The organism is Desulfomicrobium norvegicum, assembly GCF_900114595.1.
GTDB lineage: Bacteria > Desulfobacterota > Desulfovibrionia > Desulfovibrionales > Desulfomicrobiaceae > Desulfomicrobium > Desulfomicrobium macestii.
The window spans coordinates 90,700-111,238 of sequence record NZ_FOTO01000001.1 but is presented as its reverse complement, the minus strand read 5'-3'; the positions used below and the strand labels follow the sequence as shown (position 1 = coordinate 111,238).

Annotated in this window: 21 protein-coding genes and 1 tRNA gene; 18 read left to right on the top strand and 4 right to left on the bottom strand. The window is 59.5% G+C overall.

Features of this window, described 5'->3' with window-relative positions; genetic code table 11:
* Positions 1–40: 40 nt before the first annotated feature.
* From BMZ24_RS00500 to BMZ24_RS00490, 3 genes are read right to left on the bottom strand one after another with little or no spacing between them, the layout of a single operon-like run.
* Positions 41–763: a 16S rRNA (uracil(1498)-N(3))-methyltransferase gene (locus BMZ24_RS00500; protein ID WP_092188192.1), complete on the bottom strand. Its 723-nt coding sequence runs from the start codon at positions 761–763 to the stop codon at positions 41–43.
* The gene (gene gcvT / locus BMZ24_RS00495; protein WP_092188190.1) at positions 764–1,846 is read right to left on the bottom strand and encodes a glycine cleavage system aminomethyltransferase GcvT; all 1,083 of its coding nucleotides are present in this window, start codon (positions 1,844–1,846) and stop codon (positions 764–766) included.
* A gap of 31 nt (positions 1,847–1,877) precedes the next feature.
* A complete protein-coding gene (locus BMZ24_RS00490; RefSeq protein ID WP_092188188.1) occupies positions 1,878–3,590 on the bottom strand; it encodes a hypothetical protein in 1,713 nt (570 codons plus the stop codon).
* A gap of 200 nt (positions 3,591–3,790) precedes the next feature.
* Here BMZ24_RS00490 and BMZ24_RS00485 point away from each other — a divergent pair, with 200 nt between their 5' ends.
* Together BMZ24_RS00485 and mreB are read left to right on the top strand one after the other, a co-directional pair.
* Positions 3,791–4,819 (top strand): GAF domain-containing protein, encoded by a 1,029-nt coding sequence (locus BMZ24_RS00485; protein ID WP_092188186.1) that lies wholly within the window; start codon positions 3,791–3,793, stop codon positions 4,817–4,819.
* Between the two features lie 16 nt (positions 4,820–4,835).
* The gene (gene mreB / locus BMZ24_RS00480) at positions 4,836–5,861 is read left to right on the top strand and encodes a rod shape-determining protein (protein WP_092188184.1); all 1,026 of its coding nucleotides are present in this window, start codon (positions 4,836–4,838) and stop codon (positions 5,859–5,861) included.
* Here the strand turns inward: mreB and BMZ24_RS00475 are convergent.
* The gene (locus tag BMZ24_RS00475) at positions 5,854–6,378 is read right to left on the bottom strand and encodes an NUDIX hydrolase (protein ID WP_092188182.1); all 525 of its coding nucleotides are present in this window, start codon (positions 6,376–6,378) and stop codon (positions 5,854–5,856) included. The two genes, mreB and BMZ24_RS00475, sit on opposite strands and share 8 nt — an antisense overlap.
* A gap of 27 nt (positions 6,379–6,405) precedes the next feature.
* Here BMZ24_RS00475 and rimI point away from each other — a divergent pair, with 27 nt between their 5' ends.
* From rimI to secD, 16 genes are all read left to right on the top strand, one after another.
* Positions 6,406–6,867: a ribosomal protein S18-alanine N-acetyltransferase gene (rimI, locus tag BMZ24_RS00470; RefSeq protein ID WP_092188180.1), complete on the top strand. Its 462-nt coding sequence runs from the start codon at positions 6,406–6,408 to the stop codon at positions 6,865–6,867.
* Positions 6,864–7,520 carry an O-methyltransferase gene (locus BMZ24_RS00465; protein WP_143077802.1) on the top strand — a complete coding sequence of 219 codons (657 nt, stop codon included), beginning with the start codon at positions 6,864–6,866 and terminating at the stop codon, positions 7,518–7,520. The genes rimI and BMZ24_RS00465 overlap by 4 nt, the downstream gene beginning before the upstream one ends.
* Positions 7,480–7,965, top strand: a complete 486-nt coding sequence (locus BMZ24_RS00460) for a peptidylprolyl isomerase (RefSeq protein ID WP_092188176.1) — start codon at positions 7,480–7,482, stop codon at positions 7,963–7,965. Before BMZ24_RS00465 ends, BMZ24_RS00460 begins: the two co-directional genes overlap by 41 nt.
* Positions 7,966–7,971: 6 nt before the next feature.
* Positions 7,972–8,943 carry a YheT family hydrolase gene (locus BMZ24_RS00455; protein ID WP_318779600.1) on the top strand — a complete coding sequence of 324 codons (972 nt, stop codon included), beginning with the start codon at positions 7,972–7,974 and terminating at the stop codon, positions 8,941–8,943.
* Positions 8,944–9,089: 146 nt separating this feature from the next.
* Complete coding sequence (locus BMZ24_RS00450) at positions 9,090–10,511, top strand: DegQ family serine endoprotease (RefSeq protein WP_092188172.1); 1,422 nt, start codon at positions 9,090–9,092, stop codon at positions 10,509–10,511.
* Positions 10,512–10,555: 44 nt separating this feature from the next.
* Positions 10,556–11,443, top strand: a complete 888-nt coding sequence (gene ispE, locus BMZ24_RS00445) for a 4-(cytidine 5'-diphospho)-2-C-methyl-D-erythritol kinase (protein WP_244150254.1) — start codon at positions 10,556–10,558, stop codon at positions 11,441–11,443.
* Positions 11,444–11,535: 92 nt separating this feature from the next.
* Positions 11,536–11,611, top strand: a tRNA-Gln gene (locus tag BMZ24_RS00440).
* 31 nt (positions 11,612–11,642) lie between these two features.
* A complete protein-coding gene (locus BMZ24_RS00435) occupies positions 11,643–12,578 on the top strand; it encodes a ribose-phosphate diphosphokinase (RefSeq protein ID WP_043811625.1) in 936 nt (311 codons plus the stop codon).
* 52 nt (positions 12,579–12,630) lie between these two features.
* Positions 12,631–13,224 carry a 50S ribosomal protein L25 gene (locus BMZ24_RS00430; protein WP_092188168.1) on the top strand — a complete coding sequence of 198 codons (594 nt, stop codon included), beginning with the start codon at positions 12,631–12,633 and terminating at the stop codon, positions 13,222–13,224.
* Between the two features lie 76 nt (positions 13,225–13,300).
* The gene (pth, locus tag BMZ24_RS00425) at positions 13,301–13,897 is read left to right on the top strand and encodes an aminoacyl-tRNA hydrolase (RefSeq protein WP_092188166.1); all 597 of its coding nucleotides are present in this window, start codon (positions 13,301–13,303) and stop codon (positions 13,895–13,897) included.
* 98 nt (positions 13,898–13,995) lie between these two features.
* Positions 13,996–14,526: a CarD family transcriptional regulator gene (locus BMZ24_RS00420; RefSeq protein WP_092188164.1), complete on the top strand. Its 531-nt coding sequence runs from the start codon at positions 13,996–13,998 to the stop codon at positions 14,524–14,526.
* Positions 14,527–14,780: 254 nt separating this feature from the next.
* Positions 14,781–16,028: a transcription termination factor Rho gene (gene rho, locus BMZ24_RS00415; protein ID WP_092188162.1), complete on the top strand. Its 1,248-nt coding sequence runs from the start codon at positions 14,781–14,783 to the stop codon at positions 16,026–16,028.
* A 12-nt stretch (positions 16,029–16,040) separates the two neighbouring features.
* Positions 16,041–16,943: an NAD(+) synthase gene (gene nadE, locus BMZ24_RS00410; RefSeq protein ID WP_092188160.1), complete on the top strand. Its 903-nt coding sequence runs from the start codon at positions 16,041–16,043 to the stop codon at positions 16,941–16,943.
* Positions 16,940–18,358 (top strand): beta-barrel assembly-enhancing protease, encoded by a 1,419-nt coding sequence (locus BMZ24_RS00405; RefSeq protein ID WP_092188158.1) that lies wholly within the window; start codon positions 16,940–16,942, stop codon positions 18,356–18,358. The genes nadE and BMZ24_RS00405 overlap by 4 nt, the downstream gene beginning before the upstream one ends.
* An 81-nt stretch (positions 18,359–18,439) precedes the next feature.
* Positions 18,440–18,793, top strand: coding sequence for a preprotein translocase subunit YajC (gene yajC / locus BMZ24_RS00400; protein WP_092188156.1), 354 nt, complete (start codon positions 18,440–18,442; stop codon positions 18,791–18,793).
* Positions 18,794–18,942: 149 nt separating this feature from the next.
* A complete protein-coding gene (secD, locus tag BMZ24_RS00395) occupies positions 18,943–20,538 on the top strand; it encodes a protein translocase subunit SecD (protein WP_092188154.1) in 1,596 nt (531 codons plus the stop codon).
* Position 20,539: the final 1 nt, after the last annotated feature.

The window sequence follows — 20,539 nt, the reverse complement described above, 5'->3', positions numbered from 1 at the left end:
GGCGATTTGGTCCGTCCGGCAGGCCGGAGCGTGGAGTGTGTCATTTCCTGCTCGCCGCCCACAGGTGCAGCGACAGGACGAAGGTGGCGGCGGTCTCGAAGCGCAGGATGCTCGGACCCAGACTGACCGGGGTGAAGCCGTGATCCAGGAAGATGCGCGCCTCCCTGTCGTCCAGGCCTCCCTCGGGTCCCAGAACCGCCACGCTGCCCCGCGAATCCATCAGTGTGTCCGGGTCCATGAGGCGCGCGTCCTCTTTTTCCCAGCACAGCACCCTCGATCCCATGTCCCCGGCGGCCTGGGCCACGTCGAGAGGTCCCCTGAAGGTCCGGATGCCCGGCAGCCAGACGGCCCCGCATTGCTTGGCCGCCGCCGCGAGTTGCCGGTCCCATCCCTGTTTTCCTTCATCCGGGATATCCCCTTGCGATCTGGCCGCCTGCCAGAACCAGACGGCCGAAGCCCCTAGTTCCACGGCCTTTTCCAGCAGAAATCCGCGCCGCAGCCCTTTGGACCAGCCCACAGCCAGGGTCAGGGGCGAGGCCGGTTCAGGTACAGCGTGTTCCTCGATGAGGTTCAGGCCCGCGTCCCGTTTGTCCAGCCGATCGATGCGAAAAAGCCCCCAGCGTCCCCGTCCGTTGAAGAGGCGGATCGTTTCTCCGGCCTTGGCGCGCAGCACGCGGGTCAGGTGGTGGAACTCCTCCCCATCGAGCAGAAAAGGCTCCCGCCACAGGGCGGGAGCCAGATAAAAGGAGTTGAGGCGCGACATCTAGGCCAGTTTCCTGCGGGCAGTGCCGGCAGTGTAGAAGGGCATGTCCGCGCGTGCGGCTTCAAGGGTGGTGCGCGGTCCCTTGACCGTGAAGGTTTCGGCGTCGGCCATGTCCGCGCGGACAAAGGCCATTGCTACGCAGTAGCCGAGGCTTGGCGCGATGGAGCCGCTGGTGACCGTGCCGACCCTGGTCTCGCCGACGTAGACCTCGTCGTGATGGCGGGCGCTGCGGCGGCCGTCGATGCGCAGGCCGATCAGTTTCTCGCGCACATTGCCGAGTCCGGATTTGCCGATGTATTCCGCTTCGCTCTTGAGCATGCCTCCGTAGCCAGCCTCCACCGGGGTGTGCTGCGTGTCCAGGTCCTGGCCGTAGAGGGGCAGCCCGACCTCAAGGCGCAGGGTGTCGCGTGCGCCAAGGCCCGCCGGGCGGACGGTTTCGTCGGCCATGAGCTTTTCCCACAGCACCTCGGCCTTGCTCCAGGGCAGGTAGAATTCGCAGCCAAGCTCGCCCGTGTAGCCCGTGCGGCTGACAATGAGCCTGAATCCTTCAAACTCCACTTCGCGGAAGGCGAAGTAGCCAAGGCTCGTCCAGTCACCGGGCATGACGCGGGCCAGCACGTCGAATGATTCCGGACCCTGCAGGTCGATCTTGGCTATGTCGAAGCTCTGGTCGATCAGGGTCAGGCTTGCCGGAAGGTGGCTTTTTATCCATGCGAAATCGGACTCGATGCATGCTCCGTTGACAACGAGCATGTATTTTTCCGTGTCCAGCCGGTAGACGATGAGGTCGTCGAGCACGCCGCCTGTTTCATTGAGGAGGAAACCGTAGCGGCACTTCCCCGGGGCCAGGGTGGCCAGGTTGTGGGTCACCACGGTGGCCAGCGCTTCGGTCGCGCCGTCGCCTTCAAGCAGGAATTCTCCCATGTGGGAGATGTCGAAGATGGACGCGTTGGTTCTGGTGTGCTTGTGTTCCTCAAGGATGCCGACATATTGGACAGGCATGTCCCAGCCCGCGAAAGGGACCATTCTGGCCCCGTTGTTCTTGTGCCAGGCATGAAGGGGGGTGGTCAGCAATTCGGACATAGGTGTTTCCCGCTGTTATAGGGTGATGGGTTTACGCTTCGGTCTTTGTCTTGCGTATGGCTTTGAGTTCGTCAACCAGGGAGACCAGTCTTCGATACAGCTTTCTGATCGTGACGCCGTTTTGGGTCAGTTGGTCTTCTTTTGGCGTCATGTAGGTCTTGATCAGATAGCGGTCGTTGAGCATGGCTTCGGAAAAAAAGATGGCCTTGGAGACCAGTGGGTCGAAATAATTGGCGAATTCAAATTTCAGGTCGGCCAGGATGCCGGTGCTCAGGCGCAGCATCTCAAGATAGGAGATCTTTTTCCCCTTGTGGATGCGGTTCTTCAGGTCCTCCAGTTCTTTGATCTCCCTGGCCTGCTTGATGTAACTGTACGTGGTCCAGACTTCCTGATGGAGTTCGTGGTGCTCGCCGAATTCCTCGGCCAGCGCGGGGTCGGTCAGGTATCCGTCCAGCACGCGCACGATCTCGGCGTAGAATTCATCGGAATACCCGATCATGCGCCGCTGATGCTTGCTCAGCCACGAGTGCAGGAACTTGAGGCGCTTCTCGTGGGTCTCGGTGTTTTCGATGATGTCGTTCTTCTTGTAGACCACCCGGCCCAGAAACTCCCCGCGCACGATGTCGTTGAGCTTGAGGCTCATGGTATAGGTGTCCTTGAGCAGGTTGACAGAGGTGCAGACCTGGCCCGTGAGGGGATGGATGATCTCCTGCCGCCAGACGGACAGGGCGCGGTCCTGGCGGACGTTGTTGATGTCGAACTTGTGCTGCCGGTACACCACCCGCAGGATGACCGTGCGTCGCTTGCGGTCGAAGAAATAGCCTTCCTTGTCCAGGTGATCGATCACATCCAGGCCGCGAATTTCCACGGGAACCAGGGCTATCTTTTCCACTCGCGGGTAGGGGTGTCCGGACTGCGTGCTGAAAATGGAGGTCAGGGTCCGGTCCGACTGGCCCAGGGCCTTGATCAGGAAATTCTCTCCCATCTTGTGCAGACGTCTGGCGAAAATGGCGGCCGAGGTCTTGCGCTCCGAAGAGATGGGGTAGCCGTATAGCTCCATGAGAAACTGGTACACGAACTCGCGGTTGTTTTCGTAAAGCAGGTTGTCGTTGGACTTGAATTTGCGGCTCCTGAGTCCGAAACGCTTGAGCTCCGTGTCCAGATCCGAGGGCAGGGACGCGTAAATCCCGGACAGGTAGAATTGGCCGTCGCGGTCCAGCGAGAGGACGTGGGCGCGGTCCATGCGGCTCAGGAATCCGACAAGCAGGGAATAGGAGGAGATGTCCGAGATCTGGTGGTCTTTTGTCGCCTCCTTGAACTCCTCGCGCATCTCTTTTGGCATGTGGGCCAGAAAGCAGGCCAGGTTTTTGTCGTGCAGCGAGGTCTCAAGCACGCAACTTTCTCCGAGCACCCGGCTGTCAGGGTCGCGGCAGGTGTGCAGCAGGTCGAACTGGAAAATTTCGTTGAAGTAGTCCAGAGAGCGCCCGAAGGCGACCATGGAGAAGCCCGGCAGCTCCGGGAATTCGGTCAGGGACGGCTCGAACGAAGGCAGGAGATCTCGTGCGTCGACCACGGGATAACCCTTGATCTCGGCGTATGGTTTGAGCAGACAGAACTTGATGTGGATGAAATCCAGGAAGCGCCGCAGCTCATCCAGGTCGCGCAATGGAGATTTCGGCAGCAGATGCCCGCTTTTCAGGGTCTTGAAGGTCGGGATCTTGGAGAACGCGTTTTGCCATTTCATGCTGGTGCCAACTATCTCATTGTGTTTGTTACGGTTGTGTGTAGACTATTTTTCATGTTTTGCGTTGCCAGTAAACAGGATTTTCAGCTCGTGCCACCGGCCCCTCCGGTGGTTGAAGAGCGTTCTCATTCCCTGTATGTTCGAATCTTTGCCTTGATGCGTGTTTCGAACCATAGGCGCGCCGTGAGAGTGTCCATCCCATGACCATGAAATACCCTTCCCTGGACAGATTGCTGGAGAGCATCGGCAGCGTTTTTGACGCCTATTCGGTGGTTCTCTTTTGCCGCAATTCCGCCGGGACATTCGATTTGATCACCTCCTTCAGTCTTGGGGACTCCATCCGCAAAGGCGCGAAGATCGAGCAGGGGCAAGGACTGGTGGGCTGGATTCTCAAGAACGATTCGTCGCTTGTCGTCGAGAAGTTCGACGAGAAGAACACCTTCCTTGGCTACTATGGCGCGGAGCAGGACGAGCAGATCAAGGTTTTCGTGGGCTGCCCCCTGCCCGGTGGACTGGGGGCCCTGTGCATGGACAGCAAGAAGACCTATGCCTTCACGTCCAAGGACCAGCGCCTGCTGTCCCTCTTCGCCCTGGTCGTGGCCGCCATCATGGACGATGTGGGCGAGGGCGGGGTCTCGAATCGCGAGCAGGCCTTGTATCGTGTGCTGCAACAGGTCTACGCCCTGCGCGAGGCGCATCCCAAATGGACGGATTTCCTGAACCGCTATCTGGCGCTTCTGGCTGGGGCCAGCGGTTACGAATACGCTTTTCTCGTGGTCAGCGACGAGTGGGGGAACAACTACCTCCTTGAAGGCAGCAACAAGCCCTTCATGCCCGAGAATTTCACTGCCAGGCAGTCGTTCAGCACGGGCAGCGGGCTTCTGGGCTGGGTCTTCAAGAAGAATCAGCCTGTCTTTTTTGGCGACGGCAAGAGCGAGCTTGGCCGCACGCCCCTTTTTGGCCGCGACATCCCGGGCCCGGTTTTGAACACCCTCATGGCTTTCCCCCTCAAGGTGCATACCCGTTGCCGGGGCGTACTGGTCTTCGGGGATCGCGAAAGCCGGGTCATCAGTAATGAAATCCGGGCCTTTGCCAACATGGCCGCGGATTATTTGGCTCTTTTTCTGGAGAATCTGTATCTGAGGAACAAGGTCAGGCGTTTTGCCCCGCCCAGCGTAACCGACCCGGGCGACGCCACCGATTTCGACAATTCCGATTATCACCCTTAAGTCAGGCAGGGCGAATATGTTTTTCAGCAAGCTTTTCGGTTTTCTCGGTAAAAATCTGGCCATGGACCTCGGCACGGCCAACACGCTCCTGTATTCTCCCAAGGACGGGATCGTGCTCAACGAACCTTCGGTGGTGGCCCTCGACATCCGCAACGACGCCATTCTGGCCGTGGGCCGGGAGGCCAAGGAATATCTGGGCCGCACCCCGGAGCGGATTCGCGCCGTGCGCCCTCTGAAGGATGGCGTCATCGCCGACTTCGAGGTCACCAAGGCCATGATCGCCTACTTCATCAAGAAGGTCATTACCGGCATGCGCATCGTCAAGCCGCGCATGGTCATCTGCGTGCCAGCGGGGATAACCCAGGTGGAGAAGAGGGCGGTGATCGAGTCGGCGCTGCAGGCCGGAGCGCGAGAGGTCAAACTCATCGAGGAGCCCATGGCCGCGGCCATCGGCGCGGGCCTGCCCATCCACGAACCCAGAGGCAACATGGTGGTCGATATCGGCGGAGGGACCACGGAGGTGGCGGTCATTTCACTTTCCGCCGTGGCCTATTCCGAATCCGTGCGCATTGCCGGGGACGAGATCAACGATGCCATCCAGCGCTACGTGCAGGATGAATTTCAGCTTTTGATCGGTGAGAACATGGCCGAGGCGGCCAAGATCCACATCGCTTCGGCCGTGCCCCTGCCCGAGCCTTTGCAGTACCGGGTGGCGGGAAAGAACCTGGTCGACGGCAACCCCAAGTCCATCATCCTGAACGACTCGCACGTGCGCGAGGCCATCAAGGAGCCCGTCGCGGCCATAGTCGCGGCCGTGCGCAGAGCCCTTGAGAAGACCCCGCCCGAGCTGGTCGCGGACATCGCCACCAACGGCCTGCTTCTGGCCGGAGGCGGGGCGCTCCTGAAGGGCCTGGACAAACTCATCACGCAGCAGAGTTCGCTCATGGTGCATATCGACGACGACCCCTTGACCACGGTGGTGCGCGGGACGGGGCGTTCCCTTGAGGACGAGGCGTGTTATTCGAAGGTCTATATCAACTAGCGGCGTCCGGACGATGCAGACGTGCGTTCCATACGGTCAGCAGCGTCGGGGAGAGCTGGTCCGGGTAGGATGTGGCCAGGGCGCCGAGCTCGTCCGGGTCCACGGCCATGAAGGAGAGGTCCTGAAGCAGATGCCGGGCGGCCTGGCTTGAAAGTCCGGCGCAAAAGACCTCCACGATCTCGTTGCCCGTTCCCGCCCCTTCGGTCAGCGTTCGCGCATGCCGCAGATTTCCGGTCAGATCGGCCGTGACGGGAGGAAGATGCCGCTCGGCGGCCTCCTCGGCGGCCTCCGTGGCCATGATGTGCCCGCTTCCCACGATGTCCCAGCGCCCCGGATACAGAGGGTGGCTTTTGCTCAGCCTGCGCAGCAAGAGGCGGCCCTTTGCATCCGTCAGCAAGAGCAGAAAACCCCTGTGTCTGAGTCCCTGCAGATGGACCTGCTCCGAAGCCATGATGGCCAGGGGCAGGTTGTTTTCGTCCACGACGTGGATTTTTTCCTGGCCTGTTTCCAAAAACATGAATTCCCGCGCTGGTAAGAGGTGGAGATGGTTGAAAAGGGTCTTGAGCTGCGCTTGCTTGAGCCTCGGGATGCATCGGCGCTTGCCGCCCTGGAGGCCCGGGTTTTTGCCGACGCCTGGGACGCGGAGCATTTCAGAGAGCTTCTTGGGCAGGATCGCTTTTTGGCCGTGGGCGCCTTTGACCCTGACGGACTGTGCGCATATCTGACGGCATACAGTGTGGCGGGTGAGCTTGAAATAGTCAACGTGGCTGTGGCTCCCGCGCTGCGCGGTCAGGGCATTGGCCGGTCGGTGCTGCATTTTTTTCTGGAGCAGGGGCGCTTGGGCGGCGCCCGGCGTGCGGTTCTTGAGGTTCGCGCCGGAAATGTCGCGGCCCGGGGCCTTTACGGGAGCTGCGGTTTTGTGCAGGTGGGGGTGCGCAGGGCGTACTACGCCGACAGCGGCGAGGATGCCCTGGTGCTGGAGTGGACGCCGTGCCCCGGCTCGTGAAAGATCCGCACGCCAGTTTTCGTGCCCTGGCTTCGGACGGGGAGCGGGGCCTGCGCGGGCTGGCCGATGAGGCCGCCGCGCGTGGGATTCCGGTCATCGGACCGGTCATGGGCGGGCTGCTTGCGTTGCTGTGCCGGATCATGGGAGCCGTGCGCGTCCTTGAACTGGGCGCGGCCGTGGGCTATTCCACGACGTTTCTGGCCCGGGCCGTGCGGGATACGGGCGGGATTGTCCTGGGCGTGGACATGCACGAGGCCCATTGCCGCGAGGCGCGGGCCAATCTCGCGTCCTTCGGATTGGAGGAGAGCTGCGCCCTGCTGTGCGCCGACGCCCGCGCCCTGCCTTTCGGTGCTGCGGGCTTCGATCTGGTCTTTCTGGATGTGGACCAGCGCTACTACGCGGAGCTTGAACCCGTCTGCCATCGCCTGCTTCGTCCCGGAGGGCTGCTGGTCGCGGACAACACCGCCTTTGCCGACGCCCAGGCCTTCAACGTCCTGATCCGGGACGGCAGGCGCTGGGACGCGGTCAACATTTACGCATTTTTACCGAATCATGCGCCGGAGCAGGACGGAATCTGCCTGGCGCGCAAGAAACAAACAGGAGACTCAAGAAATGATAGTAATGGAAACTTCCAAGGGTACGCTGAAGATTGAACTGTTCGCGGACAAGGCCCCCCTGACCTGCGAGAATTTTCTCAATTATGTGCGCGAGGGCTTTTACGACGGAACGATCTTCCATCGCGTCATCCCCAATTTCATGATCCAGGGCGGCGGGATGACCGAGACCATGAGCGAAAAGAAGACCGGCGATACGATCAAGAACGAGGCCGACAACGGCATCAAGAACCAGCGTGGCACCCTGGCCATGGCCCGCACCCAGGCCGTGGATAGCGCGACTTCCCAGTTTTTCATCAATCTGCGCGACAACGCGTTCCTGGATCACGGCTCGCGAGATTTCGGCTACGCCGTGTTCGCGCGGGTGGTCGAGGGGATCGAAGTCATGGACGCGATCGCGGGCGTGCCCACGGGCAGCTTCGGCTTTCATCAGGACGTGCCCAAGGAGCCGGTCATCATCACCCGGGTCAGCGTGGAGGAATAGGCGTTGGTGCGGCTGGCGAGAGCCTTCCCCTTCTCCTCGGGGCATGTTCAGACGCTTTTTCCGCCGTTGTTCCGCCCCATGGCGGACGCGTGCTACGAGCGGGAGCGTCTTGAAACCTCGGACGGCGACTTCGTGGATCTGGACTGGTCCCGGGGGGATGGGAGCCGCGGTCTTGTCTTCATCATGCATGGCCTTGAGGGGCACTCCAGGCGCAAATACGTGCTGGGCATGGTCAAGGCCGCTCGGGAGCATGGGCTTGACGCCGTGGCCATGAACTTCAGGGGGTGCAGCGGGGAGCCGAACCGCAAGGTCTCCATGTATCATTCGGGCTGGACCCGCGACCTGCACGAGGCCCTGCTCATGATCGAGGCCCTGGGTCGCTACAGCTGTGTGCACCTGGTCGGATTCAGCCTTGGCGGAAACGTCATCCTCAAGTATCTCGGAGAGGACCCGTCCATCATTCCGGAGTTCGTGCGCGGGGCCGTGGCCATTTCCGTGCCCTGCGATCTGGAGGATTCTGCCCGGGCCCTGGCCCGTCCGCAGTGCGCGCTCTACACCCGCTACCTGCTTGACCAGCTGCGAAAGAAGATTATCGAGAAGGGTCGGCTTTTTCCCGGAGCCCTCGACCTCAAAGGAGTGGAGAAGCTGCGCACCTTTCGCCAGTTTGACGACCGCTTCACGGCCCCTCTGCATGGTTTCCGCGATGCGCTCGACTACTGGCGACGTTCCAGTTCGCGGCAGTACCTGGCTGGAATCGACCGACGGACATGCATCATCAACGCCGCCAACGATCCTTTTCTGGGGCCGCGCTGTTATCCCGCCGAGGAGGTCCGGGCCAACGACCGCCTGACCCTGCTCACGCCCCCGACCGGCGGCCATGTGGGTTTCGTGGGTTCGGGCCGGGGCGGGATGTACTGGTCGGAGTGGATGGCCATGAGCTTCCTGCTGGAGCAGGGCGCTTCGCAAGTGCAGAAATGAGGCGCAAGTTTCCGTCGTTGATTGCAGATGTGCGGGATTTTGCACGGCAAGCCGGGACACAAATTTTTTTTCCTTGCCGATCAACGGATTGACTCTGGCATGATCGATGCTTTTTGCAGGTTGTCAACAAGACACGGAGGTCTCTCATGAAATATGTAATTCGACTCCTTACCATCATGTTCGTGTTTGTGGCTTCGGCCACCATGGCCGCGCAGTTGCCGGACTTCACGGAGCTCGCGGAAAAATCGGGCCAGGCGGTGGTCAACATCAGCACCGTCAAGATCGTCAAAAATCAGCGCAACATGCAGCAGTTTTTCCGGCAAGGTCCGCAGGGTCAGCACCCGTTCGGAGATTTCTTCGACCAGTTCGAGCGCTTTTTCGGGGAGCAGGGACAAGGCGTTCCGCGCGAACAGCGCTCGCTGGGATCGGGCTTTGTCTTCTCCGCTGACGGGTACATAGTCACCAACAACCATGTCATCGAAGGCGCGGATTCCATCAAGGTTAACCTGCAGGTCGACAAGAACGGCGACCGCTCTTACGACGCCGAAGTCATCGGCACGGACAAGGAGACGGACCTGGCGCTTCTGAAGATCAAGGCAGACAAGCCGTTGCCGTTCCTGACCTTCGGGGATTCCGACGCGCTCAGGGTCGGGCAGTGGGTCATGGCCATAGGCAACCCCTTCGGTCTTGACCACACCGTCACGGCCGGAATCGTCAGCGCCAAGGGTCGCACCATCGGCGCCGGTCCCTACGACAATTTCATCCAGACCGACGCCTCCATCAACCCCGGCAACAGCGGCGGACCGCTCATCGACATGGACGGCCAAGTCATCGGCATCAATACGGCCATAGTGGCTTCGGGGCAGGGCATCGGCTTTGCCATTCCCAGTCGCCTGGCCCGTCAGGTGATCGAGCAACTCAAGGAACACAAGATCGTGAAACGGGGCTGGCTCGGCGTGTCCATCCAGGACGTGGATGAGAATTCCGCCAAGGCCCTGGGGCTTGAAGCGGTTCGCGGCGCCCTTGTCTCGTCGGTGACCGCCGGAGATCCGGCGGAAAAGGCCGGGATAAAGGCCGGAGACGTGATTGTCGCCGTGGATGGCGTGCCCGTGGCCGACGCCGGCGATTTGACCCGCAAGATCGGTGATCTCCTGCCCGGCGTGAAGATCGATCTCTCGGTCTGGCGCGAGGGAAAGACCGTCAAGATTCCTCTGGTTCTGGGCGAGCGCAGCGCGGAAAAGGTGGCCCAGGGAAGACCCGGCGCTCCGGGCAGCCAGGGCGAGGATGTCCTTGGACTGAGCGTTCGGCCCGTGACTGAAGCCGAAGCAAAGGCACTGGAGCTCGAGCAGGCTCGGGGGCTTCTTGTCGTCGAAGTGAGCGAGGATTCCAAGGCTGCGCAAAACGATTTGAGCGCCGGCGACGTGATCCTCGAAGCCAACGGCAAGATGGTGAACACGGTCAAGGCATTGCGGGACGTGATCGAGGGCGACGGCAAGGAGAAGGGCGTTGTCATGCTGCTGATCAAGCGTCAGGGACGCAACGTCTTCCGCACCGTGCCCCTGCCCTAGAAACGCGACGGGAAGCACATAAGGATGAGCACGCAAGGATGAGCATGGTCTGGAAGCTTCGCGCCGGTTGCAAGGTCAACCTCTATCTGGACATCGTCGGGGTGCGGGAAGACGGCTATCATGAGATCGAGAGCCTCTTTTACCCGCTCCCCGCGCCTTGCGACATTCTGGACGTGCGCCTGTCTGGCGGACAGGGCCTGCGCCTGTCCTGCTCCGCTTCGGACCTTGGCGCCGAGGAGAACATCCTGTCCAGGGCATACCAGAAGTTTGCCGACGTCACAGGTTTTGCTCCGGGCGTGTCGGTGCACCTGCACAAGAACATTCCCATGGGTGCGGGCCTGGGAGGCGGCAGCAGCGATGCTGCCGCCTTTCTTTCCTGGCTCAACGCGCGGGCCGGTGAACACGCCCTGGCCAGGGGCGAATTGGCCAGGCTGGCTCTGATGCTGGGGGCCGACGTGCCTTTTTTCCTGGGCAACGTACCGGCCTGGGTCACAGGGATCGGCGAGAAGCTCGAACCGGTGGCCTGCGACCTGGCCGACTACACACTGCTGGTGGTCTGTCCCGCCGTACACGTCAACACCAAATGGGCCTACAGGCGATGGGACGAGATGCGCGCAAACGGAAGCGTGCGTCCAAGAAAAGAGTTGACACCCGAAAACAGCCCTATTATGAGTCTTTGCTTCACGAAACCGCCCAAGCTTTGGAATGGATTTGAAGAAGTCGTTTTTCATGAATTTCCAACGCTTTACGAGGTTAAAAAGCAAATACTGAATCACTTTCCGGACGCATGCGTCATGAGTGGAAGCGGTTCTAGTTTTGTGGCTCTTTTTTCTTCCGTGGAGTGTGCAAGCCGATGTGCCGGCGCCATGCGGGCCATGGGGCACGCATGTCACGCAAGCAGGTCCGGTGAGCCTCTGGGTTTTGATTCGTGAAGGTTGGGGGTTGGGCTGCGGGTCTGCAAACCCGACGCTCTTTTTCTTTTACTAAAGGAAGCCACGGGCCTAAAAAACCGGGCGACCTATGTTGGGGCGTCGCCAAGCTGGCAAGGCAACGGATTTTGGTTCCGTCATCCGGAGGTTCGAATCCTCCCGCCCCAGCCATTTTTTTATCCAAGGACAGATTATGCCACGCATGGGCGAGCTGAAAATCGTCACGGGAACCGCCAATCCGGCTTTGGCTGCCCGCATTTGTGATCATCTGGGCTGCAAGTTGACCCATTCTCTGGTCGACAAGTTCAGCGACGGAGAGATCCGCGTCGAAATGGGCGACAACGTTCGGGGTGACGACGTGTATGTGGTGCAATCCACCTGCGCTCCAGTCAATCATAACCTGATGGAACTCTGCCTGATGCTCGACGCCCTGAAGCGCGCCAGCGCGGGCCGGGTCACGGCGGTGGTGCCATATTTCGGCTACGCCCGTCAGGACCGAAAGGTCGTGCCCCGCGCGCCGATCAGCGCCAAGCTGGTGGCTGACTTCATCACTGTGGCCGGCGTGGACCGCGTTCTAACCATCGACCTGCATTCCGGCCAGATCCAGGGCTTCTTCAACAAGCCCGTGGACAACCTCTATGCCGCTCAGGTTCTGCTTGAATATATCCGCAAGCTCGGCGATAATCTGATTATCGTTTCGCCCGATGCGGGCGGCACGGAGCGGGCCAGGGCTTACGCCAAACGCCTTGGTGTCGGGCTGGCCATCGTGGACAAACGCCGTGAAGGGCCGAACAAGGCCCACGCCATGCAGCTCATTGGCGACGTCAAGGGCAAGATCGCGGTTGTCCTTGATGACATGATCGATACAGCGGGCACCATGACCGAGGCCGGGAACATGCTGGCCGAAAACGGTGCCGAGGATGTCGTTGCCTGCGCCTCCCACGCGGTCCTGTCCGGGCCTGCCGTGGAACGTCTGAACAACTCGGCGTTTTCGCAGGTCATCGTGACCGACACCATCCCGCTCAATGCCCAGGCTCTGAGCAGTGACAAGTTCAAGGTAATTTCCGTTGGCAGTCTTATTGCCAAGGCTATACATAATATCCATTCCGAATCTTCCGTCAGTGTTCTGTTCAGCTGAACCCGGACAGACAACAGATTGATTTTTTAGTTGATGAATAAAGGAGAAAAGCATGTCTGAAGTCGCAAGTTTGCAGTTAACGCCTCGTGAGGAAAGGGGAAAAGGCCCTTGCTCCCGTATGCGTTCCAATGGTTTGGTTCCCGGCGTGTTCTACAACTCTAAGGGTGAAAATATCTCCTTTTCCGTAGACAACCTGGCTTTGGGCAAGGCTTTCGAAAAGGTTCGCTACTCAAAGATGATTGAGCTGCAGATCGAAGTTGACGGTCAAGTGCAGAAGCGCAACGCCCTGTTCAAGAAGCTCGTGAAGCACCCGGTCAAGCGTCGCTATGACCACGTGGACTTCATTGGTATCGAGCTCGACAAGGAAGTGCAGGTCACCATTCCCGTCGAGACCGTCGGCCGCGCCAAGGGCGTCGTGCTGGGCGGCAAGCTGGAGATCCTGCAGGAGCGTGTCATGGTGCGCTGTCTGCCGACTGCCATCCCTGATTCCGTTGTCATCAACGTGACCGAGCTTGAAATCGGGGGCAAGGTGCTTGTCGATCAGCTCGTTCTGCCCGAAGGGGTCAAGGCTGTTTACGAGCGCAACTTCCCCGTTGTCGCGATTCAGACCGCCCGTGGCGCCAAGGCCGGCGAAGAAGAAGAATAGTTCGACATTCCCGGGGGCCCTGCCTTGGCAGGGCCCTCTTTTCTTTTTCGACCACCCTCTTTTCTGACGGTTCCCCATGACATATGACGGCCTGATAGTAGGTCTGGGCAATCCGGGTACAAAGTACGCCCGGACCCGGCACAATTTCGGTTTCATGCTCGCGGATCACCTCCTTGAGTACTGGGACGGTCAGCCCGGAACTGTCTGCGCCGCCCGCAGCGCGCGTCTCAACGCGCAGCTTTGGGAGGTCAGCGAGGATTACGGCTCCCGGCGCTGGATTGTCGTCAAGCCGCTGACCTTCATGAATCTGAGCGGTCAGGTGGTGGGAGAGCTCAGCAGAAAAAACGGGATCCCGGCGGATCGGATACTCGTCGCCCACGACGAGCTCGACCTGACCTTGGGTACGGTTCGTCTCAAGTTTTCCGGTGGGCTGGCCGGTCACAATGGGCTCAAATCCGTGGCCGCGCATCTTGGCACCCGCGATTTCGCTCGGATACGTCTGGGTATCGGCCGTCCGGAGGGCAGCGAGGCCATGGCCGATTACGTGCTGCGTTCCTTCATGCCCGCCGAATGGGAGCTGGTCGCGAGGACCCTCGATGTCGCGCGTGACGCGGTCGTGCATTATTGCCGTGAAGGTCTGACAGCGGCCACGAGCCGTCTTCATACCCGCTGAAGCCAGTTGTCTGTTCCAGCTCCTAGTGGACGCCGTCTTGATTTTGATCTATAGTCATCTTCCTTTGCAGTTCGATTACGTATTTCTGGAGGTCACTTGTGTTTTCAGTTGATGAACTTGTCGTCTATCCCGCTCAGGGGGTCGGTAAGGTCGAAAGGATTGAGACCCAGGAGATCGGCGGCGTTGCCACTGAACTGATCATCGTGCGTATATTGAGTAATAACGTCACCTTGATGGTTCCAGTGAAGAACGCTCGAAATGTCGGACTGCGTGGTGTCTATTCTCCTGAGCAGGCGGAGGAGATTCGTGTCTACCTCCAGGACAGGAGCGACTTTACAGGCTATTCCGGTCAGAACTGGAATCGCCGCTATCGCGAATATTCGGAAAAACTCAAAAGCAGCGACTTGCGCGATGTCGCATACGTGCTGAAAGAACTCATCCTCATCGGCAAGGACAAGGAACTCTCCTTTGGAGAGCGGCGTTTGCTGGAGCAGGCCATGGGCCTGATCTCTCTTGAGCTGTCGTTTGCCTTGAAGCAGGATCAGGCTGAAGTGAAGAAGTCCATTGAAGACTTGTTTGCCGACATTCTGCATGCCAAGGACGCAGAAAGCGAGGTCGAGGTTGATTAGGGGCCATTGGCCCCTTGTTTTTTATTCTGCGATCAGCTAAATATTCAATTCATTCCTGCCTGACACTACAAGTCCGCAAGCAGATGTTCATAATTTCCTTATTGATCCCTTGAAGGGCTTCATATTCATATCAGAGTACTCCTATATTCCAATATTATTTTTCGAATTTTGCATTGTACATGCTTTTTTCTTTTTGGTCTGTTCCATTTCTGCGGTCTCAGGTCCCAGCCATTTCATTGTTATGAGGGTTTGTTATGAATCTTTCTGAGTTGAAAACCAAGTCCATGTCCGAACTTATGGACATTGCCGGCGAGTATCAGATTGAAAATATGAGCGGTCTGCGTAAGCAGGAGCTTATTTTCGCCCTGCTTCAGGCCTGCGCTTCCCAAAACGGTTCCATTTTCGGCGAAGGCGTGCTTGAAATCCTGCCTGACGGATTTGGTTTTCTGCGTTCGCCCATGTACAGCTACATGCCGGGCCCTGACGATATTTACGTTTCGCCTTCACAGATCAGGCGCTTTGGATTGCGTACCGGTGATGTCATTTCCGGGCAGATCCGTCCGCCCAAGGAAGGGGAGCGCTATTTCGCGCTGCTGCGGGTCAAGGAGATCTGTTTCCGCGAACCCGAAGAAGCCAAGCGCATCGTTCTTTTCGACAACCTCACCCCCATTTATCCCGACGAGCAGTTCCGCCTGGAAAACGGCGACAAGAACTACTCCGCCCGCATCCTCGATCTCATGACTCCCATAGGCAAGGGGCAGCGCGCTCTCATCGTGGCCCCCCCGCGTACCGGCAAGACCATGCTCATGCAGGCCATCGCCAACTCCATCAGCGTCAACCATCCCGATGCCTACCTCATCGTCCTTTTGATCGACGAACGCCCCGAGGAAGTCACGGACATGGAGCGCACGGTCAGGGCCGAGGTCATCAGTTCGACCTTTGACGAGCCGCCGCAACGGCACGTGCAGGTGGCCGAGATGGTGCTCGAAAAGGCCAAGCGTCTTGTCGAGCGTAAGGTCGACGTGGTGGTCCTGCTTGATTCCATCACCCGCCTGGGCCGAGCCTACAACGCGACCACGCCCTCTTCGGGACGTGTACTGTCCGGCGGCCTTGACGCCAACGCCCTGCAGCGCCCCAAGCGCTTTTTTGGCGCGGCCCGCAACATCGAGGAGGGCGGCAGCCTGACCATCATCTCCACCGCTCTTGTCGACACCGGCTCGCGCATGGACGAGGTCATCTTCGAGGAGTTCAAGGGCACGGGCAACTCGGATATCTATCTTGATCGCCATCTTTCCGACAAGCGCGTCTTCCCGGCCATCGATCTCAACCGTTCCGGAACACGCAAGGAAGAGCTGCTGCTTGCCCCCGATGTCCTGAACAAGGTCTGGATTCTGCGACGCATCATGGCCTCCATGAATTCCGTGGACAGCATGGATTTTCTGCTGGACAAAATGCGCGGAACCAAGAGCAACAAGGATTTTCTGGACATGATGAATTCCTGAACAGGAGGTTGAATGGCTGCCCTGCCACGCATGGAATGTCCTCGCGACGATGATTTTGCTTTGTGGCTCGATCTGCTTGCGATCGAGCCTTCCGAACAGCTCCTCGATGCCTTGGGCGATTTTCTGCAGGAATACCTGCGCAGCTCGGGCCTGAAGACTTATGTCATGGGGTTGTCCGGCGGGATCGATTCATCATTCCTCGCGGCCTTGCTGCATCATCGCCGCATTCCATATCTGGGTTTTTGCCTGCCCATCGCGACAAATACCCCCGAGGAGACCGCGCGAGGCTTGAGCGTGGCCCAGGCTTACGGTAATCCTCCCAAGGGCGCTTCCTTCGCTCATCTTCAGGATTTCACCGCGCTGTACCAACAGATTTCACGCACCTTCGCGGACATCTGCCCCGGTTCCTCTCCCGTGGCCGAAGGCAACCTGAAGGCCCGCACCCGCATGCTCTTTCTCTACCACATGGCCCAGATTCACGGCGGATGCGTCCTTTCCACGGATCAGCTCGATGAACTTCTGACCGGGTTTTGGACCCTGCATGGCGACGTGGGAGATGTCAGCCCCATTCAGCTCGTGCCCAAAAGCGTCGAATACGACCTGGCCCGCATGCTCTGTGCGCGCCTGGATGATCCCGCGCCTCTGCAGGCAGCCATCGAAGCCGTGCCCACGGACGGGCTCGGCATCAGCCGTTCCGATCTGGATCAGCTCGGGGCCGAGTCCTATGCCCAGGTCGAAGACATCTTCCGGGAGTATTTCCAGCTGCGGCTCAAGGAGCGCGACAGCGAGCTTTCCGGGGACGATGCGCAGCGCCGGGAAGAGCTTGAGCAAACGGGTCCCGTGCGGCGCTTTCTGCTCAGCGGCTTCAAAAGAGGCGGCGCGGTACTCGTGGACCCGAGGAGGGCCGTGTCGTGACCTGTGTCCGGGGCATACGTTTGCGGGTTCTCGTTCTTGCCTGCCTGATCGCCCTGGTCTTTCCCCCCGCGGCTATTTCAAGTTTCGGTGAATTCACCATCCGCGACGAGATTGAGCTTGCCCGCAAGTTCGATCTGGTTATCGAGACTCGCTTTCCCGTGATCCAAGACACCCGGATCATCGGTTACGTGCAGTCGCTGGTCGACCGTCTGGTCGCGGCCATGCCTCCCCAGCCTTTTCCCATCAAGACGACCGTGGTCAGGAATTCCGCCCTGAACGCCTTTGCTTCGGCAGCAGGGCACATCACGATTTTCACGGGCCTGATCGCCAACATGGACAACGAGGACGAACTGGCCAGCGTCATCGCCCATGAGCTGGCGCACGTCTCCGAACGGCATATCGCCAAGTCCATCGAGAAGAGCCAGCTGGTCGGGGCCGGTTCCCTGCTCGGAATCCTGGCCGGCGTGCTGGTCGGTTCCCAGGGGGGAGGGGATGGCGCCGGGGCCCTGGTGCTCGGATCCGTGGCCGGGGCCAAGGCCATGCAGCTCAAATACACGCGTGAAAACGAGAAGGATGCGGACCAGTACGGCCTCGGTTATCTCGTTGATGCCGGGTTTGCACCGGCGGGAATGACCACCGCCTTCAACAAGATCCGTAAATTGCAGTGGCTTGGCGGCGGTGGGGATGTACCCTCGTATCTGTCCACGCATCCGGGCATGGACGATCGCGTGGTCTACATGCAGGAGCGCATTGCCCGGTTGCCCGCCAACGTGCGAAACCGCGCCTCGGACAACGAGGCTTTTCAGCGCGTCAAGCTGCTGGTCCAGGCCTGGTACACGGATCCCAACACCGCCAAGGCCATTTTCACGTCCACCGGAAAATCGACGTGCCTCTTTGTGCTTGGCGAGGCCATCGCCCTCAGCAGATTGCAACAGATCGAGGCGGCCAGGGTCCGTTTTGAAGAGGCCTTGGCATGCAATGCCCATGACCCTTTGTGGATGCGTGAATACGGACGCTTTTCCTTCGAATACGGGGACCTCGCCACCGCTGCGAAATATCTTCAGGAAGTCGTCCTGCGTGATCCGAACGATCTCTTTGCCCTCTTTTTCTATGCGCGGGCCGTGGCTGAGCAGGGGAATCATGCGGCCAGCGTTTCTGCCATGGAGCGGGTGCTCAAGGCCGTTCCCCGCGATGCCGAGGTACTGGAATATCTCGCCCGCTATCAGGCAGCCATGGGGCGCGCTTTCGAAGCGCACTTGAATTTCGCCAAGTCTTTTGCATACAAGAGAAAATTCAGTAAGTATAATTTTCATCTGCAAAAGTCCGAGGCATTGGCCCAGACTCCCCCGCAGCAGGAGCAGCTTCGCAAGGTGCGCGAGGAGATAGCCGAGTTTCGGGAGATTCTGGGGATCTAGTCCGCTTTGGCCTTGTATTTCAGGCTTTGCCGGTGTAGCCAGACCGCAAGTTTTCGCGATAATTCGTAATGGAGGAACACCATGTTTTTTGAAAATCTCGCCCATGCCATGGGACAGGCCCCTGCGGCCGGAGGTCAGCCCGGCAATCCGCTGATGACCTTCATGCCCCTTATCTTGATGTTCGTGATCTTTTATTTTCTGCTTATCCGCCCGCAGCAGAAAAAACAGAAAGAGCACAAACAGATGCTTGAGAATCTGACCCGCGGCGATCGCGTGGTCACCGCCGGTGGATTGCATGGCCGCGTGGTCGAGGCCAAGGAAGATGTCCTGACCATTGATCTCGGCAATGACATGCACGTGCAGGTCGGTCGCGGTTTCATATCGGGTCTCATCCCCGCCGAGGGCGGCAGCAAGCCCAAGGACAAGAAAAAGTAGCCTTTTCATACGGCATACGATAAGGCAGGCCTGTTTCCGTAACCGGGAACAGGCCTTGTTTTGTATGCGTGACCGGGGCTTTGGGCCTCGGTTGCTGATTGAGATTTTGGCAACATTCAACCTGTTTGATTTGGATAAGGATGATGCTCATGGGTAGTTTGCGCTGGAGGGCATTGCTTGCCGCGTTCGTGATTTTTTTGGCCCTGATACATGTTCTGCCCTCAATTCCATCGGTTCGGAATTCATCGCTGGGGGCGCTGCTTCCTTCCGATGAAATCGGCCTCGGACTTGACCTCAAAGGCGGAATTCATCTGACTCTGGGTGTGGATCTTGATGCCGCTTTGGGCAATGCCATCACCAGCATTGGGCAGGACCTGCGCCTTGAAGCCCGGGAAAAGAAAATTCCGGTCCTGCGCCCGCGTCTGCTGGACAGTCGAAGGCTCGAATTCACGTTGCTCAAGCAGGAGCAGAAGACGGAACTGGATGCACTGCTGGCCGCCCGCTTCGGCAGCATGGAAATCATATCCACCGAGGATGGCGGTAACGGGCAGCTGCGCTATGTGCTGGGCGCCACCCCTGAGTATGTGAAGTATCTCCAGGACCTGACCATGGATCAGGCCCTTAAGACCATCCGCAACCGCATCGACCAGTTCGGAGTGGCCGAGCCCGACATCCGCAAGCAGCAGGGCAATCGCATCATTGTTCAGCTGCCGGGTCTTGACGATCCCAAGCGGGCCATCAACATCATCGGCCGCACCGCGCATCTGGAATTCAAGCTGGTCGACGACGCCGCCGACGTGCAGGCCGCCGTGGCCGGAACGGTTCCTGCCGAGAGCGAGCTTGCCTATTTGCAGGACAAACGGGGCGCCTCGGAAGTCAAGACGCCCATCGTGCTCAAATCCGAGGTCGTGCTCACCGGCGAGTACATCACCGACGCCAACGTGCAGTTCGATTCCTACGGGCAGGCATATGTCGGCATGAATTTCAACGCGCGCGGAGCCCGCATCTTCGAAGAGGTCACCGGCGCGAACATCAAGAAGCGTCTGGCCATCGTGCTCGACGGCACGGTTCATTCCGCGCCGGTCATCCAGGACCGCATCGGCGGCGGCCGCGCATCCATCACCGGGCAGTTCACCACCGAAGAGGCCCATGATCTGGCCGTGGTGCTCCGGGCCGGTTCCCTGCCCGCTCCGGTGAACATTCTCGAAGAGCGATCGGTCGGACCTTCCCTTGGACAGGAATCCATCGACAAAGGCATGATGGCCGCATTGATCGGCGGTTTGATGGTGGTTGTCTTCATGTCGATCTACTATCGCCGGGCCGGACTGATCGCGGCCTTCGAGATCATCCTCGACATTTGCCTCATCCTGGCCGGCCTTGCGGCATTCGGCGCCACGCTGACCCTGCCCGGCATCGCGGGCATCATCCTGACGCTGGGCATGGCGGTTGACGCCAACGTGCTCATCTACGAGCGCATCCGTGAAGAGCTCCGGCACGGCGAGTCCGTGGCCGCAGCCATCAACAACGGCTTCAGCCGGGCGACCCAGACCATCGTCGACTCCAACGTGACCACGATCATTGCCGCGGTCATCCTGTACCAGTTCGGCACCGGCCCTGTGCGCGGCTTTGCCGTCACCCTGACGCTCGGCATCCTGGCGTCCATGTTCACGGCCATTTTCGTGTCCCGTATCTTCTTCGACTCCTGGCTGGCCAGACGTCAGCCCGGCACCCAACCGAGCATTTAAG

What these genes read in the sequence shown, in the direction of transcription:
- gcvT (WP_092188190.1), bottom strand. Translation starts at nt 1,846, where the DNA reads ATGTCCGAATTGCTGACCACCCCCCTTCATGCCTGGCACAAGAACAAC.
- rimI (WP_092188180.1), top strand. Translation starts at nt 6,406, where the DNA reads ATGGTTGAAAAGGGTCTTGAGCTGCGCTTGCTTGAGCCTCGGGATGCA.
- pth (WP_092188166.1), top strand. Translation starts at nt 13,301, where the DNA reads ATGACATATGACGGCCTGATAGTAGGTCTGGGCAATCCGGGTACAAAG.
- BMZ24_RS00475 (WP_092188182.1), bottom strand. Translation starts at nt 6,378, where the DNA reads ATGTTTTTGGAAACAGGCCAGGAAAAAATCCACGTCGTGGACGAAAAC.
- BMZ24_RS00485 (WP_092188186.1), top strand. Translation starts at nt 3,791, where the DNA reads ATGACCATGAAATACCCTTCCCTGGACAGATTGCTGGAGAGCATCGGC.
- BMZ24_RS00450 (WP_092188172.1), top strand. Translation starts at nt 9,090, where the DNA reads ATGAAATATGTAATTCGACTCCTTACCATCATGTTCGTGTTTGTGGCT.
- nadE (WP_092188160.1), top strand. Translation starts at nt 16,041, where the DNA reads ATGGCTGCCCTGCCACGCATGGAATGTCCTCGCGACGATGATTTTGCT.
- rho (WP_092188162.1), top strand. Translation starts at nt 14,781, where the DNA reads ATGAATCTTTCTGAGTTGAAAACCAAGTCCATGTCCGAACTTATGGAC.
- BMZ24_RS00490 (WP_092188188.1), bottom strand. Translation starts at nt 3,590, where the DNA reads ATGAAATGGCAAAACGCGTTCTCCAAGATCCCGACCTTCAAGACCCTG.
- BMZ24_RS00430 (WP_092188168.1), top strand. Translation starts at nt 12,631, where the DNA reads ATGTCTGAAGTCGCAAGTTTGCAGTTAACGCCTCGTGAGGAAAGGGGA.
- BMZ24_RS00435 (WP_043811625.1), top strand. Translation starts at nt 11,643, where the DNA reads ATGGGCGAGCTGAAAATCGTCACGGGAACCGCCAATCCGGCTTTGGCT.
- BMZ24_RS00500 (WP_092188192.1), bottom strand. Translation starts at nt 763, where the DNA reads ATGTCGCGCCTCAACTCCTTTTATCTGGCTCCCGCCCTGTGGCGGGAG.
- ispE (WP_244150254.1), top strand. Translation starts at nt 10,556, where the DNA reads ATGGTCTGGAAGCTTCGCGCCGGTTGCAAGGTCAACCTCTATCTGGAC.
- mreB (WP_092188184.1), top strand. Translation starts at nt 4,836, where the DNA reads ATGTTTTTCAGCAAGCTTTTCGGTTTTCTCGGTAAAAATCTGGCCATG.
- BMZ24_RS00460 (WP_092188176.1), top strand. Translation starts at nt 7,480, where the DNA reads ATGATAGTAATGGAAACTTCCAAGGGTACGCTGAAGATTGAACTGTTC.
- secD (WP_092188154.1), top strand. Translation starts at nt 18,943, where the DNA reads ATGGGTAGTTTGCGCTGGAGGGCATTGCTTGCCGCGTTCGTGATTTTT.
- yajC (WP_092188156.1), top strand. Translation starts at nt 18,440, where the DNA reads ATGTTTTTTGAAAATCTCGCCCATGCCATGGGACAGGCCCCTGCGGCC.